Raw genomic sequence first — 18,665 nt, 5'->3', positions numbered from 1 at the left:
CAGTCTGCGAAGCCATGCCAATTGTGCCCACAGTCCGGCGCTCTGCACGACACGCGATCGGGGTCCGGTCCGTCAACGGGTCTTCGCATCAGCGGCCCAGTCGTCCGCGGACCATTCCGACCATGGAGTTGAGCTCTTCGATCCTCATCCGCTTCGCGGCGATCAGGAAGACCGCGCCGAGCGCGATGCCGCCGCCGATCAGTGAAACGAGGGAACCGGCGGCTCCGCTGCCCAGCCAGTGGGTGATGCCGTAGGCGACGCCGCCCGCCACCGCGGCGGCCGGCACGCAGGCGCCGATCAGCCGGGTGTAGGTCCGCATCACGTGGGCGCCGTCGAGGTCGCCGCCGAGGCGGGTCTTGAGGCGCCGCCAGGCGACGCCGACGCCGACCGCATAACCGAGGCCGTACGCAGCGGCCATGCCCACGACCGCCCAGCGGGCCGGGAGGAGGAAGAAAGCGAGCGCGGAGACACCGGCGTTGACAGCCGCGACGATGACGGTGTTGTAGAAGGGGGTCCGGGTGTCCTCGTAGGCGTAGAAGCCGCGCAGGACGACGTACTGGACGGAGTAGGGGATCAGGCCGAGGCCGAAGGCCATCAGGATGTATCCGATGTTGACGGCGTCCTTGCCGGCGCTGGCGTACAGCAGCGTGGACATCGGTACGCCGAGGGCCAGGAAGGCGAAGGCACAGGGCACGATCGCGACGGCCGAGGTGCGCAGCCCGTACGAGATGTCGTCGCGGACGGCGGCCGCGTCCCCGTCGTGCGCGGAGCGGGAGATGCGCGGCAGAACCGCCGTCATGACGGAGACGGTGATGATGGCCTGCGGCATCTGCCACAGCAACAGCGCATAGTTGTAAGCGGTGATGCCGGTTCCGCCGTGTCCCTGCGAGAAGGCAACGTCGCCCGCCCAGGTTCCGAGCTGGGTGACGACCACGAGCCCGAGCTGGTTGGCGAGGACGAAGAAGAATGTCCACTTCGCCAGACCAGCGGCCTTGCCCAGTCCGTGGCCCCTCCAGTCGAACCGCAGACGGGGCTTGAAGCCGGCGTCGCGCAGGTAGGGGAGCATGGCCAGGGACTGGACGACGAGACCGAGCAGGGTGCCGATGCCCAGCAGGCGAACGCCCTCCGGGGTGATGGTCTTCTCCGAGACACCAGTGATGGTGGAGCCGCCGAAGGCCCAGATGAAGGCGCCGAAGGTGGCGATGACGATGATGTTATTGAGGACCGGGGTCCACATCATCGCGCCGAACCGGCCGCGGGCGTTGAGGATCTGACCGAGCACCACATGGACGCCCATGAAGAACATCGTGGGCAGGCAGTAGTGGGCGAAGGCGACTGCGACGTCGAGCCGTTGCGGATCGTCAGCGATCTTCTGCGACATCATGCCGATGAACAGCGGTGCGGCCAGCACGCAGACAGTGGTGACCGCACCCAGCAGCACCACGACGAGGGTCAGCAGTCGGTTGGCGTAAGCCTCTCCGCCGTCGTCGTCGTTCTTCATGGCACGCACGAGCTGCGGGATGAAGACGGCGTTGAGGGCGCCGCCGCCGACAAGCACGTAGATCATCGTCGGCAAGGTGTTGGCGACCTGGTAGCTGTCGTTGAGCGCGGAGACGCCAATCGCGCCGGCGATCACGAGTGTCCGGGCGAAGCCGGTGATGCGCGAGACGATCGTGCCGGCCGCCATGAGGGCGCTCGACTTGAGCAGGCTGGAGGCCCGCCCGGCGGGCTTGGTCGGCGCGGGGGCCGCGACGGGCGCCTCCTGGACCGGGGTGCCCGGGGCGGCCTGCTGGTCGCGGTAGAGGTGGGTGAAGGCGTCGGCCTCCGGCCGCTCCTCGGCGGCCTCGGTCACGAGCGAGTCCACCCCGACGAACTGCGTCGTCGTCGCGTGGTCGCCGTACGGCAGGTGGCGCGAGGGGCCGTCGGGCTCGGGCGGCGGGGTCTGGGCCCACACGCGCGGGTCGGGGCCGTGCGAGGGGGCCTGCGGGGCCGCGTAGAGCGGACCCGGCTCCTGGTAGGTGCCCGGCGGCGGCGGGGGGTGCGAGGCCCGGTCGTAGAGGACCTCGGCGACGGGATCCTGGGCCGACAGGTCCTGCCCCCGGTAGGGGTCGTAGTCGTAGGCGTCCTGGACATACGGGTCGTGGTCCGGCGCGGGCGCGGGCGCGGGAACCTGCCCGGGCACCGGAGCGCCCGGAGCAGTGCCCTGGGGGGGCGTCGGCCCACCAGTGCCCTGCGCGCGGTCACCGTCGTACGGCGCGTTCATCGCAACCCCACCTCATCGTCCCCAGGCCGACCGGCCACGGCATCGCTCAACGGTCCACTGTCTCACTGGTCCCGGACCCCTCGGTGCTTTGCGGTCCGGTGTCCGTGGACACGTCACTCGGCTGCGTGCTCTCCTCGGCAACCGCCCGCGCGGCGACGCGCTTGCGGCTGGCGTACATCTTGATGCCCGCCAGGACCAGGAGGAGCACACCGCCCGCGATGACGAGCATGACGGTGGGGGTGACCTCGGTGGCGTCGACGGTGAACCTGCGTTCCTTGCCGTACGGCACGCCGTCCTTGGTGAAGAGCCGTGCGGTGACCTCGACCGGGCCGCTCGCCGTGGCGTTGGCGGTGAACTTTACCGTCTGGCTGTGGCCCCCCTGGACGGAGACCTCCTGCTCGTCCTCACCACCGTCGCCGATGGTCAGACGGGTGGGATTCGCGGACTTCACCCGCAGTACGAGGTTGTGGACATCCTGGACGAGGCTGTTCTGGACGCTGACCGGGATGGTCGCGCTGTGCCCGGACAGGGTGGCGTCCGACTTGGGGACGACCTTGACCTTGTCCGTGAGCCCGATCAGGTAGTCCTGGACCTGGTCCCGGTAGACGCGGCCCTCGTCCGGGCGGCCGCGCCAGGAGGTCGACATCTCCCGGTTGGTGGTGTTTCCGAAGGGGATCTCGACGCGGTCCGGCGCGGTGAGGATGACCTTGAAGTGGTCGAGGGTGTTCTGCGTCGTACGGATCTGCTCGAACGCCGACACCGGCAGTTCCTGCTTGCTCAGTGCCTCGGGGTACTGGCCCGCACCGGGGACCTGGGTCGCGGCCCCGGGGTCGGGCTTCGCCGCGGCGGCCGCCTCCAGGTCGGAGGGCTGGGTCCAGCGGGCAGCCTGGAGACCGCGCAGGGCGGTCGCCATCGACTCCACCTGGCTGGCGGTGGGCCTGCGCGGGGGCGCGACCACGTAGCTGCGGGGCTCTTCGCCGCTCTGCAGGTTGAGGGCGAGGCTCTGGGCGAGGAACTGCTGGACGGCCAGCGTGGAGTTCCCGGCGCGGGCCATGTCGCCGTCGAAGGCGGTGGACAGGTCGGCGTCGGCGACGACGGCGGTGGTGCCCGCGCCGATCGGGCGGGCGGCGCTCGGGGTGTAGCCGAGGGTTCCCGTCTCCTGGAGGCTGTCGCTGCGGGTCAGGACGTTGTGCGCGCCGGCCGAGGTGGCGACGTTGACGATCGACGGGTCGATGGCACCGTCCACGGGCCAGGAGAAGTCGGTGGACGGTGTGACGTGGAGCACCGTCTCGACGGCCTGCTTCGCCTTGTCGGTGGCGGGCCGCAACTGGCCCAGGGTGCCGGAGACGTCCTTGCCGCGGTGGGCGAGCGAGGCGATGTCAGGGTCGGCGAAGGGCAGAGCGACGACCTTCTTGCCCTGTACGGCGGTCTCCAGGGAGCTCAGCCACTGCTCGGCCAGCGCCTTGTTCCTGCCCTGCACGGGCTTGCCGTCGGGGTCGGGGCTGCGGACCCGGTACCCCTTGGCCATGGCGTCGACGGTGGTCAGCAGGTCGGGGTCGATGACCCAGGTGACCGGCAGGTCCTTGCCGAGCGAGACCATCCGCTCCAGGCGGCCGCCGGGCCGCAGCTCGTCGGCGAGGGAGTCGTCGAGGAAGACGGGGGTCTGCACCTCGTCCGAGCCGGTCTCGGCGCTGACGTGCGTGGTGGAGATCAGCGGCCACACGTACGTGAGGGAGGACCGCTTCGCGGCGGGGTCCGGCTGCCAGGGGAGGAAGGTCCGCTGGATGCCCAGGACCTGCTCGTGCGGACGGCTGTCGGTCGTCCCGGACACGGAGACGCCGAGCTGGTACACGCCGTCCGCGCCCAGGTCGAGCTTGTTGACCGGGACCTTGATCGTGAACTGCTGGTCGACCTTCGACGGCAGGGAGTCGATCTTCACGGCGAAAGCGGAATCGATCTCGCCCGGGTCCACCCCGGGCCGGAAACCCTTCCGGTCGGCCACCTCGCCGATGGACGAGCGGTCGCCGAGCCTGGGGCCGACCCGCAGTCCGACGTGGGCACCCTTGATCGTCTCGCGGCCGTTGTTGACCACGCTGCCCTGGATGGTGAGCGTGTCGCTCTTGACGGGAGCGCTGGGGGAGACCTCGGTCAGCTGGACGTCGACAGGGCCGTCGGCGGCCTGCGCCGGCGGGGCCGGGGCGTAGATCAGGGCGGCCAGCACCGGCGTCCCGGTCAGCAGGACGACCGCCCGCCGCAGCCACCGGCGCCGGGCAGGGGCGGGAGCTGCCCCTTGGATGTCTGCCGCCTCGGCCACGCGCTCGCCCGTCCCTCGAAGTGTCAGTGGTCGTCGTTTCTGCGTCCACGAATGGTAACGAGGTGCGCTGTGCGCGAGTGCCGCGGCTTGCTCCACATGATCGCCACGGCCCGGGGGCAGCTGAACGGGGGGCGCCGGGAAACGAGGGAGCCCCTGCCGGGCGGGCCACGTACCCTTTTCTGTTGTGCCGAACGCCAATGAAGACAACCCCAGTGCCCTGAGTCAGGTGCAGCGCCGCGCGGTCAGCGAACTGCTGCGGGTCGCCCCCGTCGCCGACGAGCTCGGCCGCCGTTTCCAGGAGGCGGGCTTCCGTCTCGCCCTGGTCGGCGGGTCCGTCCGTGACGCGCTGCTCGGGCGTCTCGGCAACGATCTCGACTTCACCACCGACGCCCGTCCCCAAGACGTTCTGAAGATCGTCCGGCCGTGGGCCGACTCGGTATGGGACGTAGGCATCGCCTTCGGCACCGTCGGCGCGCAGAAGGACGGTTTCCAGATCGAGGTGACCACGTACCGCTCCGAGGCGTACGACCGCACCTCGCGCAAGCCCGAGGTCTCCTACGGCGACTCCATCGAGCAGGACCTGGTCCGGCGCGACTTCACCGTCAACGCCATGGCCCTGGCCCTGCCGGAGCAGCGGTTCGTCGACCCGCACGGAGGCCTGGAGGACCTGGCCGCCGGCGTGCTGCGGACCCCGGGCACCCCGGAGGAGTCCTTCTCCGACGATCCGCTGCGCATGCTGCGCGCGGCCCGGTTCGCCGCGCAGCTGGACTTCGAGGTGGCCGCCGAGGTGGTGGCCGCCATGCGCGAGATGTCCGACCGGATCGAGATCGTCTCGGCGGAACGGGTGCAGGGTGAGCTGAACAAGCTGCTGCTGTCCGCGAACCCCCGCAAGGGCCTGGGCCTGCTCGTGGACACCGGCCTCGCGGACCGGGTACTCCCGGAGCTGCCCGCGCTGCGGCTGGAGCGTGACGAGCACCACCGGCACAAGGACGTCTACGACCACTCGCTGATCGTGCTGGAGCAGGCGATCGCGCTGGAGGAGGACGGTCCGGACCTCGTGCTGCGGCTGGCGGCCCTGCTGCACGACATCGGCAAGCCCCGGACCCGCCGCTTCGAGAGCGACGGCCGTGTCTCCTTCCACCACCACGAGGTGGTGGGCGCGAAGATGACCAAGAAGCGCATGGCCGCGCTGAAGTACTCCAACGACATGGTCAAGGACGTGTCCCGGCTGGTGGAGCTGCACCTGCGCTTCCACGGCTACGGGGACGGGGAGTGGACGGACTCGGCGGTGCGGCGCTACGTGCGCGACGCGGGCCCGCTGCTGGACCGGCTGCACAAGCTGACCCGGTCGGACTGCACCACGCGCAACAAGCGCAAGGCCAACGCGCTGTCCCGGACCTACGACGGCCTGGAGGAGCGGATCGCGCAGCTCCAGGAGCAGGAGCAGCTCGACGCGATCCGCCCGGACCTGGACGGCAACGAGATCCAGCGGGTGCTGGAGATCAGCCCGGGGCCGGTGGTGGGCAAGGCGTACGCGTTCCTGCTGGAGCTGCGGCTGGAGAACGGCCCGATGGGCCACGACGCCGCCGTGGTGGCCCTCAAGGAGTGGTGGGCCGCCCAGGCGGACCGGGCTGCCCAGGGCTGATGTGCGGTTCGCCACCCGGGGACGTTTCCCGCGGTGGCCGTCGCCGATGTTTCACGTGAAAAATTGGCGACGGCTCGGTCCGGGTGTCCGGGTTCATGTTTCACGTGAAACACGAACCCGGCGCCGGAGCAGCAGCGCGGTGAGGGCGTAGAGGACGGACACGCTCACGACCAGGACGGCGGAGCGGCCGTCGGCCGGGAGCATCAGGGCGGCCACGGCGGCCGCGCCGACGAAGGCCACGTTGACCAGGACGTCGTAGACGGAGAAGACCCGCCCGCGGAAGTCGTCCTCCACCTGGGACTGGACGACCGTGTCGGTGGAGATCTTGACCCCCTGGGTGGCCAGGCCGAGGACGAACGCGGCGACGAGCATCGGCCCGGTGGCGAAGGCCAGCCCGAGGGCGGGGACCAGGACGGCCGCCCCGGCGGCGCACACGGCCATCCATCTGCGGGTGCCCAGCCGGCCGACGAACCAGGGGGTGACGACGGCGGCGGCGAAGAAGCCCGCGCCGGAGAACCCGATGGCCATGCCCAGCAGGGCCAGGCCGTCGGCCTCGTTGTCCGACCAGGCGTAGCGGCAGAGCATGAGCAGCATCACGAACAGGGCCCCGTAGCAGAACCGCATCAGGGTGATCGCGGTGAGCGCTTGGGCGGCCTCGCGCCGGGCGGCAAGGTGCCGGAGCCCGTCGACCATGCCCCGCGCCGTGAGGGCGACCCCCTCGACGACCGAGGGATGGACGCTGCCCGGAGGATGGTCGGGTCCGAGGAGGCCGATGGCCAGCCTCAGGGCGGCCAGGCCCGCGCACAGGTAGAGGGCGGCGCCGAGGAGGACGACGAGGGCGTTCGAGTCGGAGACGAGGAGCCGTACGAGGAAGGCGAGCCCGCCGCCGGCGGTCGCCGCCAGGGTCCCGGCGGTGGGAGAGAGGGCGTTCGCGGTGACCAGCTGGCCGGGGCCGACGACCCTGGGCAGGGAGGCGGAGAGGCCGGCCAGGACGAAGCGGTTGACGGCGGTCACCGACAGAGCCGAGGCGTAGAACAGCCAGTCGGGTGCGTGGACCACGATCAGCAGGCCGGTCACGCAGGCGAGGAGGGCCCGCAGCAGGTTGCCGTAGAGGAACACCTGCCGACGGCGCCACCGGTCCAGCAGCACGCCGGCGAAGGGGCCGATCACGGAGTAGGGCAGCAGCAGTACGGCCATGGCCGAGGCGATGGCCGCGGGTGAGGTCTGCTTCTCCGGGGAGAAGACCACATAGGTGGCGAGCGCCACCTGGAAGACCCCGTCGGCGGCCTGGGAGAGCAGCCGTACGGCCAGCAGGTTGCGGAAGTCCCTCAGGCGCAGGAGTACGCGCAGATCACCTACGACAGCCATGAGGGCAAGGGTCACACACGCCGAGGGTCCCCGGACACATTTGCCCGGGGACCCTCGGCGGAAGAGCAGTCGAAGACCAGATGTCCGTCAGGACCCTGGGGTTCGGCTAGCGCTCGACCTCGCCCTTGATGAACTTCTCGACGTTCGCGTAGGCCTCGTCGTCGAAGTACTGCACCGGCGGGGACTTCATGAAGTAGCTGGAGGCCGACAGGATGGGGCCACCGATGCCACGGTCCTTGGCGATCTTCGCGGCGCGCAGGGCGTCGATGATGACACCGGCGGAGTTCGGGGAGTCCCACACCTCGAGCTTGTACTCGAGGTTCAGCGGGACGTCGCCGAAGGCACGGCCTTCGAGGCGGACGTAGGCCCACTTGCGGTCGTCGAGCCACGCGACGTAGTCGGACGGACCGATGTGGACGTTCTTCTCGCCGAGCTCACGGTCGGGGATCTGCGAGGTGACGGCCTGCGTCTTGGAGATCTTCTTCGACTCCAGGCGGTCGCGCTCCAGCATGTTCTTGAAGTCCATGTTGCCGCCGACGTTGAGCTGCATGGTGCGCTCAAGACGGACACCGCGGTCCTCGAACAGCTTGGCCATCACGCGGTGCGTGATGGTGGCGCCGACCTGCGACTTGATGTCGTCGCCGACGATCGGGACACCGGCCTCGGTGAACTTGTCCGCCCACTCCTTGGTGCCGGCGATGAAGACCGGGAGGGCGTTGACGAAGGCGACCTTGGCGTCGATGGCGCACTGGGCGTAGAACTTCGCCGCGGCCTCGGAACCGACGGGGAGGTAGCAGATCAGGACGTCGACCTGACGGTCCTTGAGGATCTGGACCACGTCGACCGGAGCCTCGGCGGACTCCTCGATGGTCAGGCGGTAGTACTTGCCCAGGCCGTCCAGGGTGTGGCCGCGCTGCACGGTCACGCCCGCGTTCGGGACGTCGCAGATCTTGATGGTGTTGTTCTCGCTGGCGCCGATGGCGTCCGAGAGGTCGAGGCCGACCTTCTTCGCGTCGACGTCGAACGCGGCGACGAACTCGATGTCACGCACGTGGTAGTCGCCGAACTGGACGTGCATCAGACCGGGGACCTTGGCCGCCGGGTCGGCGTCCTTGTAGTACTCGACGCCCTGCACCAGCGAGGCGGCGCAGTTGCCCACGCCGACGATGGCTACGCGAACCGAACCCATTCCGGTTGCTCCCTGTTTGTTCTCGGAACGAGGCCTGCGAGATGCAGGCCTCACTTTGCAGTTTCGTCGGGCGGACCGGGTCGCATCCGATCCCGTCCCGCCCGCTCGCTCTCGATGAGCTCGTTCAGCCAGCGCACTTCACGCTCCACGGATTCCATTCCGTGGCGCTGCAGCTCAAGCGTGTAGTCGTCGAGGCGCTCCCGTGTCCGGGCGAGGGAGGCGCGCATCTTCTCCAGGCGCTCCTCCAGCCGGCTGCGGCGGCCCTCCAGCACGCGCATCCGCACTTCTCGTTCGGTCTGGCCGAAGAAGGCGAAGCGGGCGGCGAAGGACTCGTCCTCCCAGGTGTCCGGGCCGGTGTGGGAGAGAAGCTCTTCGAAGTGCTGCTTACCCGCGGCCGTCAACCGATAGACGATCTTGGCGCGGCGCCCTGCGAGTGAAGCGGCGACGGCGTCTTCCGGGGCGCTGCCCGGCTCCTCGATCAACCAGCCGTTGGCGACCAGCGTCTTGAGGCAGGGATAGAGAGTCCCGTAGCTGAACGCCCTGAAGACCCCCAGCGAGGTGTTGAGCCGCTTGCGCAGCTCGTACCCGTGCATGGGGGATTCGCGAAGCAGGCCGAGCACGGCGAATTCGAGGATGCCTGAGCGCCTGCTCATCCGCCTGCTCCTCTCCGCCTCTGAGTTTATGCCGAGCTGATGTATCGGCTCGATACATCCAGACGATAGAACGGGCCGCCTCCGGCGACAAGTGGTGACGTAGTGACCGGCGTCACATCACCAATTCGTACGACGCAGGTTGCCTGATTTGGGGTGAACTTCGGCACTGGTTGGGTTTTGACCGTGCGTAGTCTGTGCGGCAAGACACCGGGGGAACCGGAATCACCTGCCGCTTCCAGGCCACTCGCCTGCCCGAGGAGTAGTCGTTCGATGAGCGAGCACCGCCGCAAACCACCGCAGCCCCAAGGTGGCGGCCGCGCCGCCCCCCGCCGTGCTGCCCAGCCGCACCCCGGACGGGGCTCCGGCCCCGGGCGGAACGTGCCCACCGCTTCGTCCGTCGGCCCGGCCGCCGGACAGAACCCGCCCGGCAGCCGGTCCGACGCCCGCCGGGCCACCCAGCGAGGAGCCGCCGGCCGCGGCCGCGCAGGTGGCAAGGGGGGCAAGGGCGGCGGGCTCATCAACTACCCGCGGGCCGGGAAGGAGGGCTGGAAGCGTTTCGTGCCCTCCTGGAAGCTGGTCGGGGGCACGGCACTCGGCTTCTTCGCGGTCATCGTGGCCGGCGCCGGCATCGGCATCGCCAGCGTGGGCACGCCCGACCCGAACAAGGCGGCCCAGGCGCAGAACAACGTCTTCGAGTGGGCCGACGGCACTCAGATGGTCGCGACGGGCGGCTCCACGAACCGCCAGATCGTGCCGATCGACCAGATTCCCGTGTCGATGCGGAATGCCGTGATCGCCGCGGAGAACCAGTCCTTCGAGACGGACAAGGGCGTCGACCCGATGGGCATCGCCCGTGCCGTGGTCAACATGGCCACCGGCGGTTCCACCCAGGGCGGCTCGACGATCACCCAGCAGTACGTGAAGAACATGTACCTGGACTCCGAGCAGACCCTGAAGCGCAAGGTCACCGAGCTCTTCATCGCGATCAAGCTGGGTGTGTCCAAGCCGAAGAACGACGTCCTCGCCGGCTACCTGAACACCGCGTACTACGGCCGGGACGCCTACGGCATCCAGGCCGCCGCGCGGGCCTACTTCGGCAAGGACGCCAAGGACCTCAACCCGTCCGAGAGCGCCTTCCTCGCCTCCATGCTCAAGGGCCCCAACCTCTACAACCCGGACGGCGGCGTCGGCTCCGCGGCGACCCCCGAGGCCAACGAGAAGCGGGCCCGCGGCCGCTGGGCCTGGGTCCTCGACCGGGAGGTCGCGGTCGGGCGGATGGAACAGTCCGAGCGGGACAAGTACAAGGACTTCCCCGAGCGCGTCGACCTGGCGCAGGGCCGCGGCCTGACCGGCCAGATCGGCTACCTCGTCGACGTCGCCAAGTCGTACGTCATGAAGACCGGCGACATCAGCGCCGAGAAGATGGCCCTCGGCGGCTACACGATCCGCACCACCTTCGAGAAGCCCCGGGTGAACGCGCTGGTCAAGGCGGTGGAGGACACCCGCAACGACTTCCTCGACGAGAAGGCCCGCCCCGAGTACGACACGTTCGTGCAGTTCGGCGCCGCCTCGGTCGACGTGAAGTCCGGCGCGATCGTCGCCCTGTACGGCGGTCCCGGCTTCGACCAGAAGCACTTCACCAACAACGCCAACACCTCCGGCGTCCCGGTCGGCTCGACCTGGAAGCCGTACGTGCTGGCCGCGGCCCTGGAGTACGGCACCCAGAACTCCAAGGGTTCGGGCATCTCGATCGACAGCAAGTACAACGCCGACGACCTCACGGTTATCAACAACCGCGAGGGCAAGCCGCTCCTCGACAAGGACGGCAAGCCGTTCCGGCAGAAGAACGAGAGCCCCGAGGCCCACGGCTACGTGACCCTCAACGAGGCGATGCGGCAGTCGATCAACGTGCCGTTCGCCCAGCTCGTCTTCGACGTCGGCCACAGCAAGGTCCGCTCCGTCGCGAAGTCCACCGGCATCCTGGAGGAGTCGATGGACGACAACGACAACGCCTCCTTCGCCCTGGGCACCTCGACCCCCAGCGCCATCCGGATGGCCGACTCGTACGCCACCTTCGCCGCGTCCGGCACGCACCGCGAGCCCTACTCGGTGCAGACGGTCCAGAAGGACGGCAAGACCCTGCCCGGCTTCGGGCCTCCCAAGGAGGCCCGAGCCATGGACGACGCGGTCGCGAACAACATCACCAAGGTGCTCCAGAACGTCGTCGAGAACGGCACCGGCACCAAGGCGAAGAAGCTCGGCCGGCCCGCCGCCGGCAAGACCGGTACCACCGACCAGAACAAGTCGGCCTGGTTCGTCGGCTACACCCCGCAGCTGTCGACCTCGGTGACGCTCTTCCGCAACGACCCGAACGCCAAGGGCAAGGACCGCAAGCTGCTGTCCATGAACCACGTGGGCGGTGTCGACTCCATCCACGGTGGTGACATCCCGGCCGTGATCTGGACCGAGTACATGCGCGAGGCCCTCAAGGGCACCCCGTCCAAGGACTTCCCGGAGGCCGAGGACATCGGCGTCGTCGCGGACGCGGCCGGCGCCCCGACGCCCACGCCGGCGGCGGTCCCCTCGCCCTCGACCTCACCCTCGACCTCGGCGTCGCCCTCGCCGTCGATGGTCTCCCCGTCCCCGTCCGACGGCGGCAAGCCGTCCTGCAAGCCGTGGAAGCTCTACTGCGACCCGCAGACGGCCGCCGGCACGGGCAACGGCGGGAACGGCAACGGTGGCAACGCCGGCGGCCTCCCCGCCGGCGGCACCACCGGACAGCCCACGACGCCCCCCACCGGCCGGCCCGGCCGGCCCGGCGGAGTGACCAACTGGGGCGCCACCATCGGTGGCGGAGGCTGATCCCGCACCCGCCTTCACCCGGGAGGGCCGTCGCACCCCGTGCGGCGGCCCTCCCGCGCGTCCGGCCCGGTACGGCAGGATGAGCGCATGACCAAGGTGCACGAGGACCGTCCCGTACTGCCCACCCAGCAGGACGAGGTCGCCGCCGCCGGCAGCGAGCTCATCGGCGGTCCCATCGGCCGCCGCGCACGGATCGGCGGCCACTGGCTGGGACCGGTCCGCGTGGTGGTCCTCGTCGTCATCGGCATGTTCGCGCTCGGCATGGCGCAGAAGCTGCCCTGCTACGACTGGGCGTGGTTCCGGGGAGCGGGCTCGCAGTACACGCACGCCTGCTACTCCGACATCCCGCACCTGTACTCGGCCCGCGGCTTCGCCGACGGCCTCGTGCCCTACTTCGACCGCTTCCCCGACGTCGCGGTCGACCCGAAGTACGGCGGCATGCAGTACCTGGAGTACCCGGTGCTCACCGGTGCCTTCATGCAGGTCGCCGCGTGGCTGACGCCCTCGTCGGGAGCCGTCCAGCACCGCGAGCAGATGTACTGGATGGTCAACGCCGGCATGCTGATGGCCTGCGCGGCGGTGATCGCCGTCTGCGTCGCCCGCACCCACCGACGCCGCCCCTGGGACGCCCTGCTCGTCGCCCTGGCCCCGGCGCTCGCCCTCAACGCGACCGTCAACTGGGACCTGCCGGCCGTCGCCCTGGCCGCCGTCGCGATGCTGATGTGGTCGCGCAGCCGTCCGCTGCTCGCCGGTGTCCTCATCGGCCTCGCGACCGCGGCCAAGCTCTATCCGGTACTGCTGCTCGGGGCGCTGTTCGTACTGTGCTGGCGCGCCGGGAAGTGGCGCGCCTTCGGAGCCACCGTCCTGGGCGCGGCCGTCTCCTGGCTCGTGGTGAACGGCCCCGTCATGTACTTCGCCTGGGACGGCTGGAAGCGGTTCTACGTCTTCAGCCAGGAACGGCCCATCGACTTCGGCTCCGTGTGGCTGCTGATCTCCCAGCGCACCGGAAACCCGCTGGAGGGGGCCAACACCTACGCGACCGGGCTGACCCTGCTGCTGTGCCTGGCGATCGGGCTGCTCACCCTGACGGCCCCCAGGCGGCCCCGCTTCGCCCAGCTGGCCTTCCTGGTCGTCGCGGCCTTCGTCCTGGCCAACAAGGTCTACTCGCCGCAGTACGTGCTGTGGCTGATCCCGCTCGCCGCGCTGGCCCGGCCGCGCTGGCGGGACTTCCTGATCTGGCAGGCCGGCGAGATCGTCTACTTCCTCGGGATCTGGTTCTACCTCGCCTACACGACCAGCGGGGACAAGCACCAGGGCCTGCCGGTGGAGGGGTACCAGCTGGCGATCGTCGCCCACCTGCTGGCCACGCTCTACCTGTGCGCCGTCGTCGTACGGGACATCCTGCTGCCCGAGCGGGACGTCGTACGGCGCGACGGCTCGGACGACCCCTCCGGAGGCGTCCTGGACGGCGCCGAGGACGCGTTCGTGCTCTCGGACAGGGCGAAGGCGCCGCAGTACGCGGCGCCTTCCGAGGGACAGCGGGTCGACTGGGGAACGGACCCCGGGCACTGAGCGGTCCGGCCGCACCGGCCGGACCGTCCGGTGCAGGATCAGGCGTCGATCGCCCGGTCGAACTGCGTGGTGGTGTGCCGCAGGTGCGCCACCAGCTCGTCGCCGACCTTCGGCTCGGTCGCGTCCGAGGGCACGAACAGGATCGACACCTGCATGTGCGGGGGCTCGGCGAACCAGCGCTGCTTGCCCGCCCACACGAAGGGCGAAAGGTTCCGGTTGACGGTGGCCAGGCCGGCCCGGGCGACGCCCTTGGCGCGCGGCATCATCCCGTGCAGGGCCTTGGGGGCCTCCAGGCCCACCCCGTGCGAGGTGCCGCCCGCGACCACGACCAGCCAGCCGTCGGAGGCGGCCTTCTGCTGCCGGTATCCGAACCGGTCGCCCTTGGCCACCCGCGTGACGTCCAGGACCGCCCCGCGGTACTGGGTCGCCTCGTGGTCGCCCAGCCACAGCCGGGTGCCGATCCGGGCCCGGAAGCGGGTCTGCGGGAACTGCTGCTGGAGCCGCCCCAGCTCCTCGGCCCGCAGGTGGCTGACGAACATGGTGTGCAGCGGCAGCCGGGCCGCGCGCAGCCGGTCCATCCAGCCGATGACCTCCTCGACGGCGTCCGAGCCGTCAGGGCGGTCCAGGGGCAGGTGCAGGGCGAAGCCCTCCAGCCGGACGTCCTCGATCGCCGACTGCAGCAGGCCCAGGTCCTGCTCGGAGATGCCGTGGCGGCGCATCGAGCTCATGCACTCGATGACCACGCGGGCGCCGACCAGACCGCGGACCCCGTCCACAGAGGAGACCGAACGGATGACCCGGTCCGGCAGCGGAACGGGCTCCTCACCCCGCCGGAACGGGGTGAGGACGAGCAGGTCGCTACTGAAGTGGTCCTTGATGCTGGCGGCCTCGTACGTCGTTCCGACGGCCAGGATGTCGGCGCCCATGCGGGTCGCCTCCTCGCACAGCCGCTCGTGGCCGAAGCCGTAGCCGTTGCCCTTGCAGACGGGGATCAGCCCGGGGAACTGATCGGTGATCTGCTTCTGGTGCGCACGCCAGCGCGCGGTGTCGACGTAGAGCGTGAGCGCCATGCCCGTCCGGAGCCTCTCTGGAAAGCTGCGTGGTGCAGCGGTGCGGTGTGTGGATGCGGCGGGGTCAGCGGCGCGACATGTAGATGTCGAGCGCCTTGTGCAGCATCTTGTTGAGCGGGAAGTCCCACTCGCCGACGTACTCGACGGCCTCGCCGCCCGTGCCGACCTTGAACTGGATCAGGCCGAACAGGTGGTCGTTCTCGTCCAGCGTGTCGCTGATGCCGCGCAGGTCGTAGATGCTCGCGCCGAGCGCGTACGAGTCGCGCAGCATGCGCCACTGCATCGCGTTCGAGGGGCGGACCTCGCGCTTGTGGTTGGCGGAGGCGCCGTACGAGTACCAGACGTGCTGACCGACGGTGAGCATCGTGGCGGCGGCCAGCGGCTCCCCCTCGTGCTTGGCGATGTACAGCCGCATCCGGTTGGGGTCCTCGGAGTTGAGGGCCGTCCACTGGCGCTGGAAGTAACTGAGCGGGCGCGGACGGAACTTGTCGCGCTCGGCGGTGATCTCGTAGAGGTACTGCCAGGTCGGCAGGTCCTCGTAGCCGCCCTGGACGACCTCGACGCCGGCCTTCTCGGCCTTCTTGATGTTGCGGCGCCACAGCTGGTTGAAGCCCTTGAGGACATCGTCCAGCGAACGGTTCGCCAGCGGCACCTGGAAGACGTAGCGGGGCTGGACGTCACCGAAGCCGGCGCCGCCGTCCTCGGCCTGCTGCCAGCCCATGCGGCGCAGCTTGTCGGACACCTCGAAGGCGCGGGGCTCGATGACCGAGGCCTCCACGTCACGCAGGCGCTTGACGTCCGGGTCCTGGATTCCGGCCTTGATGGCGGCGGAGTTCCAACGGCGGATGACGACCGGCGGGCCCATCTTCACCGTGAAGGCGCCCTGGTTCTTCAGGTGCGCCAGCATCGGCTGGAGCCATTCCTCCAGATTCGGTGCGTACCAGTTGATGACCGGGCCCTCGGGGAGGTACGCGAGGTACCGCTTCACCTTGGGCAGCTGGCGGTACAACACCAGCGCGGCACCGACGAGTTCACCGGACTTGTCGAACCATCCGAGGTTCTCCGAGCGCCACTCGTTCTTGACGTCGGCCCATGCCGGGACCTGGCAGTGGCTAGCCGAGGGCAGGCTCTGGAGGTAGGCCAGATGCTGCTCTCGGCTGATGGTGCTCAGGGACAGGCTCATGCGGGGTGTCTCCTCCGGCGGCTTCGCTGGCTATGGCGCGAAGCCTACTGCGACAGGGGCGCCACCCATCTGGGGGACGGGCCGTAGCCCGGGCCGGCGTGTGGCCGGCGCCCCGTCGCGGAGGTCCCCCGGTCAGCCGATCCAGCCGCCGAAGAGGCCCCCGTGGGCCATGCCGAGGAAGAAGCCGATGGCAGACGCGCCAAGGCCGATGATCAGTGCGAAGCGCTCGCGTGTCGTGGCGGAGATGAACTGTCCGTACAGCCCGGTCACGATCCCGACCAGCCCGGTCCAGGAGGTGAGCAGGTGCAGATTGTGGAAGAACGCAGTGACGAACGCCACGGCGCCGAGGACCAGGGTGACCGCCACCAGGGTGTCCTGGAGCGGGTGGGGCTTGCCGTCGGTCGAGAAGAGGGAGATCGGCTGGGAGGACTGGCGTCGCATTGCCTGTGCCATCGGAAGGCACCTCCTGGCTGCAGCAGAGCGGTGCTGCGGGGCCGCCCCCGGCGGCGCCGGAGGGCATAGCACCGAGCACACCCGGTGCTTACAGATTGTGGCCCTCTCCTGCCGGATTTCAACCGGAAGGAGTCGACGGGGTAGTCTGTACGGTCTGCGCGGTGTCTGCTCTCGGACACCGTGCGGCACGCATCACGACCCTCCTGCCACGGAACGACCGTGGCCGCTGAGTCCAAAGGAGGTGGGTTCCACATGCGTCACTACGAAGTGATGGTCATCCTCGACCCCGATCTGGAGGAGCGCGCTGTCGCCCCCCTGATCGAGAACTTCCTCTCCGTCGTCCGTGAGGGCAACGGAAAGGTCGAGAAGGTCGACACCTGGGGCCGTCGTCGTCTCGCTTACGAGATCAAGAAGAAGCCCGAGGGCATCTACTCGGTCCTCGACCTGCAGGCCGAGCCTGCGGTCGTCAAGGAGCTCGACCGCCAGATGAACCTGAACGAGTCGGTTCTCCGGACCAAGGTCCTTCGCCCCGAGACCCACTGAACTTCGGTTCAGCGGTAATCGGGACCGAGTAGCACAGCAGCCCAGCAGCAATCCCCGCCGAGAGGTTCATCCATGGCAGGCGAGACCGTCATCACGGTCGTCGGCAATCTCGTCGACGACCCCGAGCTGCGTTTCACCCCCTCGGGTGCGGCGGTCGCGAAGTTCCGTGTCGCGTCCACCCCCCGCACCTTCGACCGTCAGACCAACGAGTGGAAGGACGGCGAGAGCCTGTTCCTGACCTGCTCGGTGTGGCGGCAGGCGGCCGAGAACGTCGCCGAGTCCCTTCAGCGGGGCATGCGCGTCATCGTGCAGGGCCGGCTGAGGCAGCGGTCGTACGAGGACCGTGAGGGTGTCAAGCGCACGGTCTACGAGCTGGACGTCGAGGAAGTCGGCCCCAGCCTGAAGAACGCCACGGCCAAGGTCGCCAAGACCACCGGTCGCGGTGGCCAGGGTGGATACGGCGGCGGCGGTCAGCAGCAGGGTGGCGGCGGCTGGGGCGGAGCCCCCAGCGGTGGCGCCCCGCAGGGCGGCGGAGCTCCCTCCGACGACCCGTGGGCGTCCAGCGCGCCGGCCGGTGGCCAGCCGCAGGGCGGCGGCGGGGGCGGCTGGGGCGGAAGCTCCGGCGGCTCCGGCGGTGGCTACTCGGACGAGCCGCCCTTCTAAGGGCAGCTCCATCCCCACTTCTTGATCACACAGGAGAGACACAATGGCGAAGCCGCCTGTGCGCAAGCCTAAGAAGAAGGTCTGCGCATTCTGCAAGGACAAGACCGCGTACGTGGACTACAAGGACACGAACATGCTGCGGAAGTTCATTTCCGACCGCGGCAAGATCCGTGCCCGCCGCGTTACCGGCAACTGCACGCAGCACCAGCGTGACGTCGCCACGGCCGTGAAGAACAGCCGTGAGATGGCGCTGCTGCCCTACACGTCCACCGCGCGATAAGGAAAGGGTGACCGACTAATGAAGATCATCCTTACCCACGAGGTTTCTGGCCTCGGTGCCGCCGGCGATGTCGTCGACGTCAAGGACGGTTACGCTCGCAACTACCTGGTCCCGCGGAACTTCGCGATTCGCTGGACCAAGGGTGGCGAGAAGGACGTGGCGCAGATCCGCCGCGCCCGCAAGATCCACGAGATCGCGACCATCGAGCAGGCCAACGAGGTCAAGGCCAAGCTCGAGGGCGTGAAGGTCCGTCTGGCCACCCGCGCGGGTGACGCCGGCCGTCTCTTCGGTTCCGTCACCCCGGCCGACATCGCCACGGCGATCGAGGCGTCCGGTGGCCCGAAGGTCGACAAGCGTCGCGTGGAGCTGGGCTCCCCGATCAAGACCCTCGGTTCGTACCAGGTCTCCGTGCGTCTGCACGCCGAGGTCGTCGCGAACGTGGGCGTCGAGGTCGTCGCCGCCTGAGGCAGCGAATGAAGGGCCGCACCCTCCGGGGTGCGGCCCTTCGTCATGTCCGGGTGGCTCCATGGCGGTGTTTCACGTGAAACGAGCCGCCCCCTGGTCGTGTTTCACGTGAAACACGACCAGGGGGCGGCTGGGCGTCGGC

General features: G+C 69.5%; 15 protein-coding genes. 7 read left to right on the top strand and 8 right to left on the bottom strand.

Annotation, left to right across the window (positions count from 1 at the left end; all coding sequences use genetic code 11):
- Positions 1-88 precede the first annotated feature (88 nt).
- Positions 89-2,263 carry a murein biosynthesis integral membrane protein MurJ gene (gene murJ / locus ACEPPI_RS00230; protein ID WP_373913205.1) on the bottom strand — a complete coding sequence of 725 codons (2,175 nt, stop codon included), beginning with the start codon at positions 2,261-2,263 and terminating at the stop codon, positions 89-91.
- 46 nt (positions 2,264-2,309) lie between these two features.
- A complete protein-coding gene (locus ACEPPI_RS00225) occupies positions 2,310-4,577 on the bottom strand; it encodes a DUF6049 family protein (protein ID WP_373913204.1) in 2,268 nt (755 codons plus the stop codon).
- A 184-nt stretch (positions 4,578-4,761) separates the two neighbouring features.
- Between ACEPPI_RS00225 and ACEPPI_RS00220 the strand changes: the two genes are divergently transcribed.
- Complete coding sequence (locus tag ACEPPI_RS00220) at positions 4,762-6,222, top strand: CCA tRNA nucleotidyltransferase (RefSeq protein WP_373913203.1); 1,461 nt, start codon at positions 4,762-4,764, stop codon at positions 6,220-6,222.
- Between the two features lie 93 nt (positions 6,223-6,315).
- On the opposite strand, the gene ACEPPI_RS00215 is transcribed toward ACEPPI_RS00220, so the two are convergent.
- From ACEPPI_RS00215 to ACEPPI_RS00205, 3 genes are all read right to left on the bottom strand, one after another.
- The gene (locus ACEPPI_RS00215) at positions 6,316-7,590 is read right to left on the bottom strand and encodes an MFS transporter (RefSeq protein WP_373913202.1); all 1,275 of its coding nucleotides are present in this window, start codon (positions 7,588-7,590) and stop codon (positions 6,316-6,318) included.
- Positions 7,591-7,696: 106 nt separating this feature from the next.
- On the bottom strand, positions 7,697-8,779 hold the full coding sequence (locus tag ACEPPI_RS00210; protein ID WP_267033841.1) for an inositol-3-phosphate synthase: 1,083 nt from the start codon (positions 8,777-8,779) through the stop codon (positions 7,697-7,699).
- A gap of 50 nt (positions 8,780-8,829) precedes the next feature.
- Positions 8,830-9,432 (bottom strand): helix-turn-helix transcriptional regulator, encoded by a 603-nt coding sequence (locus ACEPPI_RS00205; protein WP_373913201.1) that lies wholly within the window; start codon positions 9,430-9,432, stop codon positions 8,830-8,832.
- A gap of 270 nt (positions 9,433-9,702) precedes the next feature.
- Here ACEPPI_RS00205 and ACEPPI_RS00200 point away from each other — a divergent pair, with 270 nt between their 5' ends.
- On the top strand, positions 9,703-12,294 hold the full coding sequence (locus tag ACEPPI_RS00200) for a transglycosylase domain-containing protein (protein ID WP_373913200.1): 2,592 nt from the start codon (positions 9,703-9,705) through the stop codon (positions 12,292-12,294).
- A gap of 87 nt (positions 12,295-12,381) precedes the next feature.
- Complete coding sequence (locus tag ACEPPI_RS00195; protein WP_373913199.1) at positions 12,382-13,866, top strand: glycosyltransferase family 87 protein; 1,485 nt, start codon at positions 12,382-12,384, stop codon at positions 13,864-13,866.
- 38 nt (positions 13,867-13,904) lie between these two features.
- Here the strand turns inward: ACEPPI_RS00195 and ACEPPI_RS00190 are convergent, their stop codons facing one another.
- The 3 genes from ACEPPI_RS00190 to ACEPPI_RS00180 form a co-directional block, all read right to left on the bottom strand.
- A complete protein-coding gene (locus tag ACEPPI_RS00190; protein ID WP_373913198.1) occupies positions 13,905-14,936 on the bottom strand; it encodes an alanine racemase in 1,032 nt (343 codons plus the stop codon).
- 64 nt (positions 14,937-15,000) lie between these two features.
- Positions 15,001-16,119: a peptidoglycan bridge formation glycyltransferase FemA/FemB family protein gene (locus tag ACEPPI_RS00185; RefSeq protein ID WP_266840346.1), complete on the bottom strand. Its 1,119-nt coding sequence runs from the start codon at positions 16,117-16,119 to the stop codon at positions 15,001-15,003.
- Positions 16,120-16,251: 132 nt separating this feature from the next.
- Positions 16,252-16,572, bottom strand: a complete 321-nt coding sequence (locus ACEPPI_RS00180) for a hypothetical protein (protein ID WP_373913197.1) — start codon at positions 16,570-16,572, stop codon at positions 16,252-16,254.
- A 252-nt stretch (positions 16,573-16,824) separates the two neighbouring features.
- Between ACEPPI_RS00180 and rpsF the strand changes: the two genes are divergently transcribed.
- From rpsF to rplI, 4 genes are all read left to right on the top strand, one after another.
- Positions 16,825-17,115, top strand: coding sequence for a 30S ribosomal protein S6 (gene rpsF, locus ACEPPI_RS00175; protein WP_007265254.1), 291 nt, complete (start codon positions 16,825-16,827; stop codon positions 17,113-17,115).
- A gap of 72 nt (positions 17,116-17,187) precedes the next feature.
- On the top strand, positions 17,188-17,778 hold the full coding sequence (locus tag ACEPPI_RS00170) for a single-stranded DNA-binding protein (protein ID WP_373913196.1): 591 nt from the start codon (positions 17,188-17,190) through the stop codon (positions 17,776-17,778).
- 43 nt (positions 17,779-17,821) lie between these two features.
- Positions 17,822-18,058: a 30S ribosomal protein S18 gene (gene rpsR / locus ACEPPI_RS00165; protein ID WP_005315025.1), complete on the top strand. Its 237-nt coding sequence runs from the start codon at positions 17,822-17,824 to the stop codon at positions 18,056-18,058.
- A gap of 18 nt (positions 18,059-18,076) precedes the next feature.
- Positions 18,077-18,523: a 50S ribosomal protein L9 gene (gene rplI / locus ACEPPI_RS00160; protein ID WP_030225238.1), complete on the top strand. Its 447-nt coding sequence runs from the start codon at positions 18,077-18,079 to the stop codon at positions 18,521-18,523.
- Positions 18,524-18,665: the final 142 nt, after the last annotated feature.

The organism is Streptomyces sp. AB3(2024) (genome assembly GCF_041862025.1).
GTDB lineage: Bacteria > Actinomycetota > Actinomycetes > Streptomycetales > Streptomycetaceae > Streptomyces.
This window is presented reverse-complemented; position numbering and strand designations above follow the sequence as displayed.

Bases quoted from the DNA above. Each gene is read 5' to 3' on its own strand.
- murJ (WP_373913205.1), bottom strand. From the start codon at position 2,263: ATGAACGCGCCGTACGACGGTGACCGCGCGCAGGGCACTGGTGGGCCG.
- ACEPPI_RS00215 (WP_373913202.1), bottom strand. From the start codon at position 7,590: ATGGCTGTCGTAGGTGATCTGCGCGTACTCCTGCGCCTGAGGGACTTC.
- ACEPPI_RS00210 (WP_267033841.1), bottom strand. From the start codon at position 8,779: ATGGGTTCGGTTCGCGTAGCCATCGTCGGCGTGGGCAACTGCGCCGCC.
- ACEPPI_RS00205 (WP_373913201.1), bottom strand. From the start codon at position 9,432: ATGAGCAGGCGCTCAGGCATCCTCGAATTCGCCGTGCTCGGCCTGCTT.
- ACEPPI_RS00200 (WP_373913200.1), top strand. From the start codon at position 9,703: ATGAGCGAGCACCGCCGCAAACCACCGCAGCCCCAAGGTGGCGGCCGC.
- ACEPPI_RS00195 (WP_373913199.1), top strand. From the start codon at position 12,382: ATGACCAAGGTGCACGAGGACCGTCCCGTACTGCCCACCCAGCAGGAC.
- ACEPPI_RS00190 (WP_373913198.1), bottom strand. From the start codon at position 14,936: ATGGCGCTCACGCTCTACGTCGACACCGCGCGCTGGCGTGCGCACCAG.
- ACEPPI_RS00185 (WP_266840346.1), bottom strand. From the start codon at position 16,119: ATGAGCCTGTCCCTGAGCACCATCAGCCGAGAGCAGCATCTGGCCTAC.
- ACEPPI_RS00180 (WP_373913197.1), bottom strand. From the start codon at position 16,572: ATGGCACAGGCAATGCGACGCCAGTCCTCCCAGCCGATCTCCCTCTTC.
- rpsF (WP_007265254.1), top strand. From the start codon at position 16,825: ATGCGTCACTACGAAGTGATGGTCATCCTCGACCCCGATCTGGAGGAG.
- ACEPPI_RS00170 (WP_373913196.1), top strand. From the start codon at position 17,188: ATGGCAGGCGAGACCGTCATCACGGTCGTCGGCAATCTCGTCGACGAC.
- rpsR (WP_005315025.1), top strand. From the start codon at position 17,822: ATGGCGAAGCCGCCTGTGCGCAAGCCTAAGAAGAAGGTCTGCGCATTC.
- rplI (WP_030225238.1), top strand. From the start codon at position 18,077: ATGAAGATCATCCTTACCCACGAGGTTTCTGGCCTCGGTGCCGCCGGC.